Here is a 13,013-nt window from a genome sequence, read left to right on the forward strand (position 1 = left end):
AGAAGAAACTGAAGCGGGAACAGCGCCGTCTGTCCCGCAAGGCCAAGGGCTCCAGCAACCGGGCCAAGGCCCGTATCAAGGTCGCCCGCGCTCACGCGCGGGTGGCCGACGCGCGGCGCGAGTTCCACCACCAGCTCTCCACGAAGCTGATCCGCGAAAATCAAGCGGTCGCAGTGGAAGACCTGGCGGTCAAGGGACTCGCCCGCACGCGCATGGCCAAGTCCGTCCACGACGCCGGATGGTCGGCGTTCCTGACGATGCTGGAGTACAAGGCAGCCCGGTACGGGCGCACCTTCGTACGCATCGGCCGCTTCGAGCCGACGTCTCAGGTCTGCTCGCAGTGCGGCGTCAAAGACGGCCCCAAGCCCCTCGGTGTGCGCATCTGGCAGTGCCGGGCGTGCGACGCGTGGCTGGACCGGGACATCAACGCGGCGGTCAACGTCGCCAAGGCCGCAGGACTTGCGGTATCAGCCTGTCGAGCGCGGGTAAGACCGGGACTTGTCCCGGCACAGCGCGAAGAAGCAGGAACCCACCGAGACGGTCAGCCGACCGTGGTAGGAATCCCCTCCCCTTAGGGAGGGGAGCGGAAGTCAAGACAAGGTGTTCTGCATGCTGGACCTCCGCCCGGACGCTCAAGGGGGCGCGGCCTAGCGGGAGTCCGGGGGCCGGGCTCGGAGGATTCAGCGGAATCAGAGGAAGTAGAGCCGCCCGAGCGAGATGGAGTCGGCCGGCTCCGAGACCAGCGGCTCCCCGTCGAGCGACACCATGCCCGTGCCGGGATGGACGTCGACGCTGCCGATACGGCTGTTGCGGAGCATGTGCTTCGGCCCGATGCCCCGGGTCCCGCGGACCGCGACCCTGCGGCGACGGGTGGGCATCATGTCGCCGTTCTGGACGGCCGCTTCCGCGACGAACGCCACGGATATGTCGGCCGCGGTGGCCCCGTACGAGCCGAACTGCGGCCCGAGGACCAGCGGTTCGCAGCGGTCGGTGGAGGCGTTCGGATCGCCGGTGACCCCGTACGCCGGGAAGCCGCCCTTCAGGACCAGTTGCGGCTTGGCGCCGAAGTACTCCGGCCACCACATCACGAGGTCCGCGAGCTTGCCGACCTCGATGGAGCCGACCTCGTGCGCGAGGCCGTGGGCGATGGCCGGGTTGATGGTCAGCTTGGCCATGTAGCGCAGCACGCGCTCGTTGTCGTCGCCGCTCTCCGCCGTGCCGTAGGAGCCCTCGCCGTCCAGCGGGCCGAGCTCGGCCTTCATCTTCCCGGCCATGGCGAAGGTGCGGCGTACGGTCTCGCCCGCGCGGCCCATGCCCTGGGCGTCGGAGGAGGTGATGCCGATGACCCCGAGGTCGTGCAGGAGGTCCTCGGCACCCATCGTCCCGGCGCGGATCCGGTCGCGGGCCATGGCGGCGTCGCCGGGCAGGTCGACCTTGAGGTCGTGGGCCGAGACGATCATGCCGAAATGCTCGCCCAGCGCGTCCCGGCCGAAGGGCAGGGTCGGGTTCGTCGAGGAGCCGATGACGTTCTCCACGCCGGCCATCTTCAGGACGTTGGGGACGTGGCCGCCGCCGCAGCCCTCGATGTGGAAGGCGTGGATGGTCCGGCCGTCCAGCACCCGAAGGGTGTCCTCGACCGAGAGGCACTCGTTCAACCCGTCCGTGTGCAGCGCGACTTGTACGTCGTGCTCCTCGGCCACGCGCAGGGCGGTGTCCAGGGCGCGGGTGTGCGCGCCCATGTCCTCGTGGACCTTGAAGCCGGACGCCCCGCCCTCGGCCAGGGCCTCGATCAGCGGGGCCGGGTCCGATGAGGAACCGCGGGCCAGGAAGCCGATGTTGACGGGCCAGGCGTCGAAGGCGTTGAACGCGTGCTTCAGCGCCCAGGGCGAGTTGACGCCGACCGCCCAGACGGGGCCGAACTCCTGCCCGATGATCGTGGTGACCCCGGACGCCAGCGAGGCTTCCATGATGCGCGGGGAGAGCAGGTGCACGTGGGTGTCGACGGCGCCGGCGGTGGCGATCATGCCCTCGCCGGAGACGATGCTCGTCCCCGTGCCGACCACCACGTCCACCCCGTCGAGGGTGTCGGGGTTGCCGGCCCGGCCGATCGCGTGGATGCGCCCTTCGCGGATGCCGATGCTGGTCTTGCGGATGCCGAGCACGGCGTCGATGACCAGGGCGTTGCTGATGACGATGTCGCAGGTGTCGCGTACGGCGGCGTCCTTCAGGTGCAGTCCGTCGCGGGCGGTCTTGCCGAAGCCGGCCAGGAACTCGTCCCCGGGCTTCAGTCGGACTCCACCCGGACGATGAGCCCGGAGTCGCCGAGCCGGATCCGGTCGCCCGCCCGGGGACCGTGGACGGTCATGTAGTCGTGCGGGTCGCTGCTGTCCGCCGGGGCGGCGCCCGGGCGGCCGTGGCAGCTCGCGGAGTCGAAGACGCTGCCGCTCATGCCTGCTCCTGTCCTGGTGCGTGTTCCTCGTACGAGGCCGCGTCTTCCTCTGCGGTTTCCTCGTACGAGGTGAGGTATCCGGTGGCCCGGGCCTTGGCCAGGGCGGCCTCGCGCGCGCCGGGCGCGTCCAGGGGGCCGTCGACGAGGCCGGCGAAGCCGATGGCCACGCGCGCCCCGCCGATGGGCAGCAGGTCCACCACGACGGAGGCTCCGACGTCGAAGCGGACCGAGGAGCCCGCCGGTACGGCGAGCCGGGTGCCGTAGGCGGCGGCGCGGTCGAAGGCGAGGCGCGGGTTCGACTCGAAGAAGTGGAAGTGCGAGGTGACGCTGATGGGCACGCTCGACGTGTTCCGCACGGCAACGCGCACCGTCGGGGTGGTGGGCCCGTAGCCCGCACCGTCCCCCGGCAGGCCGGCGCCCGGGGCGTCGGCCCCGAGCGAACCCTGCTGCCGGAAGGGGTCGTCGATGACGCAGAGCCTCGTGCCGTCGTCGAAGACGGCCTCGACCTGGATCGACGTGACCACGTCGGGGACCCCGGGCAGCACCTCGTCGGCGCGGAGCACGAGGCGGCCCGCCTCGATGGCCTCGGCCAGCCTGCGGCCGTCCCGCGCCGCCTCGCACACCGTGTCGGTGATCAGCGCGGTGGCCTCGGGGACGTTGAGCTTCACCCCGCGCGCGCGGCGGGCGCGGGCCAGCTCGGCCGCCGTGAAGATCAGGAGCCGGTCCCGCTCGGTCGGTGTCAGTCGCATACGGCCTCATCTGTGAAGGGGAGGGCGGGCCCGCCCCCGGTGTACTGCCGGTGCCGGAAGCCGTGCCGGTACTCGTTCCGGAACTGGCGGTCTACGGGCGGGGTTCGGCCATCGTGGAGCAGTGGATGCCGCCGCCCCCGGCCATCAGCCGGTCCACGTTGAGCTGGACCACGGTGCGGCCGGGGAAGGCAGCCGCCAGGGCCCGCTTCGCCGCCGCGTCCTTCGCGGAGTCACCGAACTGGGCGGTGATGACAGCCCCGTTGACCACGTGGAAGTTCATGTACGAGTCGACGAACTCGGGGTTCTTCGAGCGCGTGGTGTCGGGACCGTCGACCTTGATGACGGTCAATCGCCGGCCCCGGGCGTCCGTCGCCGCGGAGAGGATGGAGAACTGCTGGCGGGCGTCGCGCGCCCAGATGTCGTCGCGGCCGGCCGGCGGCAGCTGGACCATGACCACGCCGGGGCGGATGAAGCGCGAGGTCACGTCGATGTGGTCGTCGGTGATGTCCTTGCCCTTGATGCCGGGCATCCAGATCATCTTGTCGGCCCCGTACGCGTGCAGAACCGCGTCCTCGACCTCGGCCCGGCTCCAGCCCCGGTTGCGGTTCTTGTTGACGAGGCTGCTCTCCGTGGCCATCACGGTCCCGTCGCCGTCGGTCTCGATCGACCCGCCCTCGCCGACGAAGTCCGCCTTGCTGAAGGGGAGATGGGACTCGTACGCGATGCTCTCCGCGACGTGGGCGTCGTAGGCGTGGGTCTGCTTGTTGCCCCAGCCGTTGAAGTTCAGGCCGATCGCGTCGATTCCGCCGCGGCCGTCCCGGCGGAAGACCGGTGCGGTATCGCGCATCCAGAGGTCGTCGGTGCCGATGGCGGTGGTCACGGTCACGGACGGACCGCACCAGGAGCGGGCGGTGGCGGCCGTGGAGGAGTCCGGCGCGCACATGACGACGGGCTCGTAGCGCGCGATCGTCTTCGCGATCAGGGCGATGTCCTCCTGGACCCCGGTCAGCGCGCGACCGCCCCAGATCGACGAGCGCGAGGGCCAGGACATCCAGGTGCGGGCGTGGGGAACGTCGTCGAGGTCGACCCGCCAGCGCTGCACCGCCGCGCTCGGCGACCGGAGCGCCCCCGGGGCTGCGGCGGCCGCGGTGCCGAGCGCGACTCCCGCCGCTCCGAGTCCCGCGGCCCCGAGGACGCGCCTGCGGGAGGGGGCGGAGCCGAAGAACCGCCCGAGGAGGGAGCGGCTGTCGTCGGTGGAGTCGTGCATCGAGGGGCCTCCGGATCAAGTGGGGGTGCCGGCCGAGAGCGGCCATGGCCAGAACTCTGTCACTGACTGAAAATTCAGTCAAGACGCGTGCCGTGCGTGATCCCTGCGGATGGAGGGGTGTCCGCGGTGTGCGGGGTGTCCTACGAGGCCTGCGGGTCGGGGCGGGTCAGCTACGGGCGAGGCGGTCCAGCTCGGCGGCGATGGACGACACCATCAGCTCACGCGCGTGCGCCAGGGGCAGGCTGCCGCTGAGCCAGCGCGAGCTCAGCCCCTCCACCAGGGCGGTCAGCCGCTCGGCGGCACCGGAGAGGGCGGCGACTCCGGCCATGGGGCGGACCTGCCCGAGCAGCTCGCCCACTTCCTGGATCCACACACGGGTGGCGTCGGCGAGGTCTTCTCGCAGGTCGGGGTCGAACACCGCGCTGGCCCGCAGCTCTCCCCAGGCGGTGCTGTTCTCCCGCACCGCGGGGTCGTCCTGGAACTCCAGCAGGAGCGTCTGCTCCAGCTCGCCCAGGGCGTCGAGCGGCGGATCGGCGGGGTCCCGCTCCGTGGTGTAGCGGCCGGCGCGGTCGTTGATGAACTCCAGGGTGGCGCGGAGGATCCCCGCGCGGTCCTTGAAGTGGTAGTAGATCAAGGCCGTGGACACGCCCGCCTCGGCGGCGAGCTCCTCCACGCGCAGACCGCGGACGCCGCGCCGGGCGATGACCCGCGCGGCGCCTTCCATGATTGCCGTTCGACGATCAGCCACGGTCCGACACCTTACCCGGAGGGTCCTGCCGATCGCCTGGGCAGGGTGACCGATGTCCAGTCAGAAATCGCTGCGGACGGCGATCCGGGAGGGCAGCGTGTCGAGACCGTAAATCTGGGGCGAAGGCAAGTTGATGCGGAAATCCTCCAAGGCGTGCGTACCTACCAGGGGGGAGACGTCGACGGTGCCTTTCAGGGCGGCCTTGCCCCAGAGCCTGCACTGGGTGAGGCGGGGGAAGGCGTGTGGCAGCCTATCGATGATCTTCTGCCCGGTGAGTGTGTCGTCGAGGCCCGTCACGTCGAGATGGGTGAGTTCCGCCAGGACGATGTCGGACGGAAGGGCGTCGAACGAGGCCGCGTCCAGGGTGAGCCAGGACAGTGCCTGAAGGCAGGAGAATTCCTGCCAGCCTTCGGACGTCGCGGAGCCGGAGAAACCGAGGGATTCGAGCAGTGGGAAGCGGCCGAATCCCTCGAGTTCCGAGTTGTGAGAGACGTCGCTGAACATCTGGAGGTTTCGGAGGGGAGCGTCCGGATGGAAGTCGGCCGGCGTCCAGCTCTGGAGGTCCTCGCCGGAGACCGAGAGGTTGCTGAGTTCCGGCAGCTGACGCAACGGACGGAGGTCCACGTCCGAAGAGATGTCGATGTATAGCCGTCGGAGGGGAAGCCCGACGAGCGGGGAGAGGTCGGCGACCGGGCTACAGGACAAAGTGGTGAACGATTCGAGCCGTGTCTGGCCGACGAGGAACGACAGGTCCGGCAGCGTGCGATTCGAGAGCCTCAAGCTCGTCAGTGCGTGCCGGGAGAGGTACGAGGCGAGCACCTCCTGGGACGGGCCGCTCCTGACGTCCAGGGATTCCACGGGCACCCCCAGCCGTTCCAGGAGGTGCAACTGCTCATCGGAGGTGACGGTGTAATCCAGCCCCTCCGGGTTCAGCAGCGCGATGATCTCTTCCGCGTACCGGGCTGCGTCGAAGCGCGACCAGGACCACACGAGCTGGCTGCGGATCGCGAGAGGCGAGTTCCATTCGTCGGCGTACCGTGCCAGGAAGGGCAGCGTGGCGTCGGACGTGACGTGGGAGGCCGCGACGACCACGTAGCGCCCGTCTGCTGGATCGACGGCGTCCGGGCCGGGGAGCAGGTCCAGGATCAGGGGACCCACCTTTGCCAGTGCGCGGGCCTCGTCCTCGTCGTTCGGCGGGATCAGGTTGGCGGTGCGCTCTTCCACGGCCGCGCGGACGGCCGGCTTCAGCGTCGTGGCGTGCTCCAGGCAAGCCGCGGCGAGGAGGTAGACGCGGAAGCGGACGCGTTGGTCCTCGGTGCCGTCGCCGAGCCTCAGCATGTCCTCGAAGAGGGCCACCCGCTCGCGCGGCCGGGCCAGGGCGACCGCCATGCGGATGACGTCCTCCCACTGGTCGTCCGCGGCGTGCGCGGCGAGCAGGCCGAAGTCGCCCTCCTCCACCGCCGCCCGGGCTCCCAGGAAGTCCTGGAAGGTGCGGTGGATGAAGTGCACGGTTCCCGGGGCCGGTTCGCGGAGCAGGCCGCTGCGCTGGAGGAAGTGGTCGAAGACGGCCGGCGCCTCGCCCAGTGCCGCCGCCTCAGGGACGGCGGGCAGGGCCCGGCCGATGATGTCCTCGGCCTGGGAGCGGTCCATCTCCGTACGGCCGTTCTTGATCAGCCAGTACGCGAGGCGTTGGAGCAGTTCGAGCTGCGGCTCCTCCCGGAGGTCGGGGACCTTCATGTCCCGTTCCCGGTCGCGGCGGCTGATCAGCATCGACAGCGCGGCCTCGTACAAGTCCTTCCGGCCGTACGGGAGATAGCCCCGCCGGTCGCGGTGGAGCGCGCAGATCAGTCCGCACATCAGGGGGTTGGTGGCCAGCCTGCCGAGGTCGGCCTTCGTACGGACGGCGGTGAGGAGCTGCGCCTCGTACGCGTCGAGCTCGGCTGCGGGCGCGGACCCGTCGCGGGCGGCCGCGTGCCAGCGCTTGATGAAGGTGGCGGTGTCGGCAGGTCCCATGGAGGACAGCGCCAGTTCGCGGAACCCTTCTTCCGTGAGCCAGTCCTGACCGACGGCCGACGGGCGCGAGGTGACCAGCCAGCGGTTGTCGCCGTCGTACGTGTCGATGAGGTCCCGCAGCCAGCGGCGGGTTCGCTCCCGCTCGGGCTCCGGAATCTCGTCGATGCCGTCCACGAGGATCAGCCCCCGCCCGGCGGTCAGCACCCGGTGCTCCCAACCGGCGGGCTGGGAGCCTGCGAGGGGGCAGCCGATCGTGGCGAGGAAGTCCTTGGGGGCGGGGAGCCGTTCGCCGTGGCGGGTGAGGGTGCGGAGCGGGAGCACGAAGGGGATCCGCTCGCGGAGGTACGCGGGCCGGTCCGGGCGGTCCTGCTGCGCCGCGGTGACCGCCAGCCACTGGACGAGCGTGGTCTTGCCGGAACCGGCTTCGCCCCGCAGGAGGACGCGGGGGGTGCGAGCCAGTGCTTGATCCGCGGGCTGGGATTCCAGGGTCCGTTGCGCCGCGAGGAAATCGTCCGCGGCCTCGTAGGCGTCCCAGGAAGTCTCCGTGCGCCCCAGCGGGGCCGCCTCCAGGCTGAGGTAGGCCACGTCCAGCGGCCAGCGTGCCGGTGAGTTGCTGAGGTCGATGCCGTAGATGGTGAGCTTGGAGTGCTTCCTGGTCACGTACGGCAGGTACGTCGCCTCGAACGCGGCGTCCACCGCGTCCGGCATCGGCGTGCGGCGAATCAACTCGTTCGTCTTCAGCGTGAGTTCGTCGACCGCCCGGGTCTGACTGACCAGCGCGTGGGCCGTGAAGGTCTTGCGCTGGGTGAAGAACTCCAGGATGTGCAGCGAGGCGGCTCCGAGCAGGGCCTCGTAGAAGTGCGTGGCGTCGGCGGAGAGATGGCGCTCCGGACGGTCGGCCGCGCGGCGCAGTTCGCGGGCGAAGGCCTCCGGGCCGAGGCGGACGGCGTCGACGTCCGTGATCGTGAGGTCGCCGAGGGCGTGCAGGGTGGTGGCGAGGGCGTCGGTCACGGCGTTCTCCTCGTCCGCCGGGATCCGGCGTTCGCCCGTGCTCAGGGCCTGCTGGACGAGGGCGGCGGCCAGGGTGCGCACGTCGGACTCGGTGAGGGTGCGCTTCTCGCCCTTGAACGAGACGTACCCGGAGAGCCGGACCGGCTTGTCGACCAGTCCCGCGCCCGGGGCGTCGGCCACGAAGAATTTTCTGATGAGCGGGCCGATCACGGCCGTCGCCAACTTGAGCCCGATGGCTGTGGGTTCCACGTGTGCCCCCCGCGTAGAGCTGTGACCGGTGCCGTCGTGATTCTAGAGTGCGCGGCGCCCGTGCCGCCGGGGTGGCGGGGCGGCGGGCTGCGGCATCATGGCCAGCGGATCGGGTGCGGGGGAGGGGGAGCGCGGTGGCGGAGGACGAGGTGAGCGGCAGCGTCGTGGTGGCCGGGCGGTACCGCCTGGAAGACCGGCTGGGCCGGGGCGGGATGGGCACCGTCTGGCGGGCCGTCGACGAACTCCTCGGGCGTCCCGTCGCCGTCAAGGAACTGCACGTGGGTGAGGGCGACGGGGACGGTGTGGCCGCGGGGGCGCTGCGCGAGGCGCGTGCCGCGGCCCACGTGCGCCACCCCCATGTCGTCGTGGTCCACGATGTCGTCGAACATGACGGCCGCCCTTGCATCGTGATGGAACTGGTCGACGGCGGGTCGCTCGCCGACCTGATCTCCGCGGGGAAGACCCTCACCCCGGTTGAAACGGCCAGGACCGCACTCGCCCTGCTCGGCGCCCTGACCGCGGCGCACGGCCGGGGGGTGCTCCACCGGGACGTCAAACCGGCCAACGTCCTCGTGGAGTCGGGAACCGGCCGGGTGGTGCTCACCGACTTCGGCATCGCCCGGTTCTCCGGGGCCACCACCATCAGCGAGACGGGCGCCTTCGTCGGCTCGCCCGAGTACACCGCTCCGGAGCGGATGCAGGGAGCCGAAGCCGGGCCGGCCGCCGATCTGTGGTCGCTCGGAACGCTCATGTGCACCGCGCTGACCGGGGAGTCACCCTTCCGCCGCGATTCGCTGGGCGGCGTCCTGCACGCCGTCGTCTCCGCGGAGATCCGCACGCCCGCCCAGGCCGGGCCGCTCCTGCCGGTGATCCGGGGCCTGCTGGAACGCGACCCGGAGCGGAGGATGGCGGCGGCGGAGGCGGACCGGCTGTTGTCGGCGTACCTGGCCGGAGCCGGCCGCGGCGGCCCCGTACCGGCCGACCGTGCGCCCGTACGCCCTGACGGGATGCCCGCATCCGGGTCCGCGGCCGACTCCGACTCCGCCGGCGGACCTCCGCCGGCCCCGGAGTCCGAGGGGCTGACGGCCCCGGCCGTGGCTCCGCGCCCGACGGCCAGGCAGCGCGTCGCCGCCCGGCCGGGCCTGCGGATCGGGCTGATCGTGGCCGCCACCGTCCTGGTGGCGGCCGGGGCGGTGGTGGGAGCCGACCCGCTGCGCTCACTGCTCGGGGTGCAGGAGCCGGGGCAGGGGTCGCGGAGCGCGCCGGCGGCCCCCGGCGGCTCCGCGAGCCTGCCCGCGACCCCGGACGGGGCCGCCGCCACCCCGAGTCCGGTGGGCGTGACTCCGAGCGGACCGCCCTCCGGGTACCGGACCCTCGCCGACCCGCAGGGCTTCGCCATCGCCGTGCCCGAGGGGTACCAGCGGGCCACCGACGACCAACGGGTCTTCTACGTCTCCCCGGACGGGGCCTTCCGCATCGGGATCCGGGTGAAGATGCCGGTGCCCGGCGGCCCGCTCGGCGTGATGCGGCAGGCCCACGCCAGGGGACCGGACACCAACCCCGGCTATCGCGGCGGCGCGGTCGTCGCCACGACCCACCGCGAACTTCCGGCGGCCCTCTGGGAGTTCACCTGGAACGGGTTCACACCGGCCGAGGGCGCCCGGCACACCTACGACCTCTGCTGGGACCAGAACGGCCGGATGTACGACATCTGGGTCTCCGCCCCGGTGGGTGAACTGGACGAAGCCAAGCGGCACTTCGACACCGCCGTGGCCACCTTCGTCCCCGGCGCACCCGGCTCCGTCACCCCCTGAACCCTGCCGCCCCGCGCAGGGTTCAGGTCAGGTCCGCAGCACCACCAGCCCGTCGAGCCCGTCGGGCGTCCGCAGGCTGCCGGGCACCAGCGGGGCGAAGGTGCGCGGGAGCACCAGGCCCGGGGCCCCGTCGCCCTCGGGGGCGTCGAAGAGGTACGCCGCCTCCGAGGCGCTGTCGCTGACCAGATGGGGCCCGTCCGCCCCGGCCGTGGCCCGCGTCAGCGGAGTCCGGAAGAGGCCGCGCAGCTGGCGCAGGGTCTCCGCGGTGACCGGTACCGGCATCGGCTGCGGCTCCGCCGGCCCCCACGAGGACTCCGGGCCGGCTGCGCCGTCGGCCGGGCCGGACCCGCCCGGACCGTCGGCTGCGAACACGGCGTCGATGGCGTCCGTACCGCCCGTACCGCCCGAGCCGCCCATGCCGCCCATGCCGTCCGTGCCGTCCGGCGGGATCGCCCCCGCCAGCAGAAGCGCCAGCAGCACCGGAACCGCCTTGAGGCGGAGCGCCTCGGTGGCCCGGCCCAGCCGGTGCGCGTGGCCGCCGGGCAGCGACAGCGCGAGGCTGCCCGCCGCGTCGCCGAGCGTGAGCGGCACCGCCGCGCACACCACGCCGGGGGCGTACTCGCGCAGGTCGAAGACGGGGGCCCCGGGGGCCACCGCGTCGAGCGCGCTGAACAGGGCCCGGCTGTCGGTGATGGTCCGCTCGGTCAGCCGGGCGGGCCGGTGCCGGGCCACGTGGTCGGCGCGGCCGTCGTGGTCGAGCTGGCTCAGCAGGCACTTGCCCACCGCGCTGGCGTGCGCGGCATCGCGGAAGTCCACCCACTCCCGCACCGGCGGGGCGCCGGGTCCGTCCGCCATCTGGGTGATCCGCACCTCCCCCTCCGCGTACCGGCTCAGGTACACGGCCGCGCCCGCGCTGTCCCGGGCCAGGGCCAGCGTGCGCTGCAACTGGCCCGCCAGACCCCGGCCGCCCGGGGCCGCGAGCCGGTCGAGGGCGGGCCCGGGGGCGTAGACCCCGACGCCGGACCGGTACGCGTACCCCTCCTCGCAGAGCATCGACAGCAGTGGCCCGAGCTCCGCCTCGGCCAGGCCGGCCTCCCGCCCGAGCCGGCCGGCCCGTACGCCGAGCGGCCGCCGCTGCAGGACCCGTACGACGGCCAGGGCGCGCCGCGCCGCCGCCAGGGCCTCGCCCCCGCCGGGCTGGACGACGGTCCCGCGGGCCGCCGCCGTCAGCGCGGGGTGGCGCAGCGGGCCCGCCCCCAGCCGGGGCGGCCGGGGCGGCCGCGCCGGAGCAGGCGCCGGCGGCCGGAACGCGTCCAGCGCCAGGGCCACCCCCGGCCTGGGGAGCGGCACCGGTCCCAGGTCGGGGTCTTCGAGCTGGTCGACGTAGCGCAGGACGGCCGCCTGCGCGCACAGCCGCACCTCGCGGAGCTCCCGGCGCCCGCTCGGCCGGAAGCGGCGCCGGCCCAACTCGCGGGCCCAGAACCGGGCGTCGTGGTGCTCGCCGCGCCGCGAATGGTCGAGGAAGAGGCAGTACGCGGCGTGCGTGGTTCGGCTGCGCCCGGACCCGGCGGCGAACTGCCACCAGAACCGGGCCCCTTCACGCAGTCCGGCCAGGTGCAGGAGACAGCCGAAGACCACGGCTCCGGGCAGGTCGGCGTGGCCGCCGCTCTCGAAGGCGTCCAGCCGCTCCCGGGCCCCCGTGGCGCACACGGAGGCCAGGCAGGCGGCCTTGAGGTCGCGGCCGGCCCGCTCGGCGTCCAGCGGCAGGTCGCGCAGGGGGTCGCTCCAGCCCGGCGCACGGCGCCGGGCGTGGGCTCCGCCGCGCCGGGGGGCCGGTGCGGAGGCCGGCTTCGACGCCGGGGCAGCGGCGTCGGCGCTGCGCAGCAGCCGGGCCTCCGCCGCGCCCACGTCGTAGTGCGGATAGCGGTCGCGCACGCTCGCCCGGGCCAGGAACTGCTCCAGGGAACGCGGGAGTCCGCCGTCCTCGCGCCGGGTTCCGCGGCTCGTGTTGCGGTTCATGACTCGGCGGACGTGTCGAGCAGCCGGGCGAGCCGCCGCTGCGCCTGGCCGAGCTGCGCGCGGACCGTGGCCTCGTCCACACCCATGATCGCGGCGGCTTCGCCGGGGGTGCACTGGAGTCCGTACCGCAGCAGCACGGCGTCGCGCTGCCGTTCGGCGAGCCGGGAGACGGCGGAGTAGAAGCGGATGGTGTCGGTGAGCACCTCGTACTGGTCGGCTTCGGCGTGGGCCTCCTTGAGCGCAGCCTCGAAGGCACTGGTGTCCATCGGCTCCGGGCAGGGGCTGCGGAGGAACTGGCGGTCGATCAGCCGCTGTTTGAGAACGGTCCACGCGTAGGCGTCGAGCCGGTCCATGTGCAGCATCCGCAGCCATTCGCACATGATCGAGTCGAAGGCGGCGTCGACCGCCTCCTCGGCCGCCGCGTCCGAGCCCAGTTGCAGGTACGCGAACCGCATGTAGGCCGGGCGCCGGTCGGCGTGGAAGGCCCAGTACGACAGGCGCGCCGTCGAATCCCACTGGCTCATGGGCGCCGGTCGCCGTCGCCGGCTCGGCAGACCCACGGCCCCGCCGCCGGACTCCTCCGGACCGCTGCCATCGCTCACCGCTCCACCCCATCCCGTGTGCGGGGCAAGGAAATCAGCGCGGGCGCACTCGGAGGGCGCAGAGATGAAAGCTGGCAGAATTACGTTCGGTG

General features: G+C 72.7%; 7 protein-coding genes and 2 pseudogenes. 2 read left to right on the forward strand and 7 right to left on the reverse strand.

The features are described 5' to 3' along the window. A partial coding sequence (locus tag AC061S_RS30795) for an RNA-guided endonuclease TnpB family protein (protein ID WP_478689160.1) occupies window positions 1-575 on the forward strand: 575 nt, incomplete at its 5' end. Window positions 576-689: 114 nt separating this feature from the next. Here AC061S_RS30795 and AC061S_RS30800 read toward each other — a convergent pair. The 5 genes and pseudogenes from AC061S_RS30800 to AC061S_RS30820 all read right to left on the reverse strand — a co-directional run bounded on the left by AC061S_RS30800 (window position 690) and on the right by AC061S_RS30820 (window position 8,486). Beyond that, window positions 690-2,365: pseudogene (locus AC061S_RS30800) on the reverse strand (urease subunit alpha). Between the two features lie 80 nt (window positions 2,366-2,445). After that, window positions 2,446-3,198: an urease subunit gamma gene (locus AC061S_RS30805; RefSeq protein ID WP_478689161.1), complete on the reverse strand. Its 753-nt coding sequence runs from the start codon at window positions 3,196-3,198 to the stop codon at window positions 2,446-2,448. Between the two features lie 91 nt (window positions 3,199-3,289). Continuing rightward, window positions 3,290-4,465: an agmatine deiminase family protein gene (locus AC061S_RS30810; RefSeq protein ID WP_478689162.1), complete on the reverse strand. Its 1,176-nt coding sequence runs from the start codon at window positions 4,463-4,465 to the stop codon at window positions 3,290-3,292. 166 nt (window positions 4,466-4,631) lie between these two features. Continuing rightward, complete coding sequence (locus tag AC061S_RS30815) at window positions 4,632-5,213, reverse strand: TetR/AcrR family transcriptional regulator (RefSeq protein WP_478689163.1); 582 nt, start codon at window positions 5,211-5,213, stop codon at window positions 4,632-4,634. 60 nt (window positions 5,214-5,273) lie between these two features. Continuing rightward, window positions 5,274-8,486, reverse strand: coding sequence for an NACHT domain-containing protein (locus AC061S_RS30820; protein WP_478689164.1), 3,213 nt, complete (start codon window positions 8,484-8,486; stop codon window positions 5,274-5,276). Between the two features lie 134 nt (window positions 8,487-8,620). Here AC061S_RS30820 and AC061S_RS30825 point away from each other — a divergent pair, with 134 nt between their 5' ends. Beyond that, the gene (locus AC061S_RS30825; protein ID WP_478689165.1) at window positions 8,621-10,300 is read left to right on the forward strand and encodes a serine/threonine-protein kinase; all 1,680 of its coding nucleotides are present in this window, start codon (window positions 8,621-8,623) and stop codon (window positions 10,298-10,300) included. A 459-nt stretch (window positions 10,301-10,759) separates the two neighbouring features. Here the strand turns inward: AC061S_RS30825 and AC061S_RS30830 are convergent. After that, window positions 10,760-11,479, reverse strand: a pseudogene (locus AC061S_RS30830) (IclR family transcriptional regulator domain-containing protein); the annotation flags it as partial. An 836-nt stretch (window positions 11,480-12,315) separates the two neighbouring features. After that, a complete protein-coding gene (locus tag AC061S_RS30835; protein ID WP_478689166.1) occupies window positions 12,316-12,843 on the reverse strand; it encodes a sigma-70 family RNA polymerase sigma factor in 528 nt (175 codons plus the stop codon). Window positions 12,844-13,013 lie beyond the last annotated feature (170 nt).

This window comes from Streptomyces sp. CA189, from assembly GCF_056428985.1.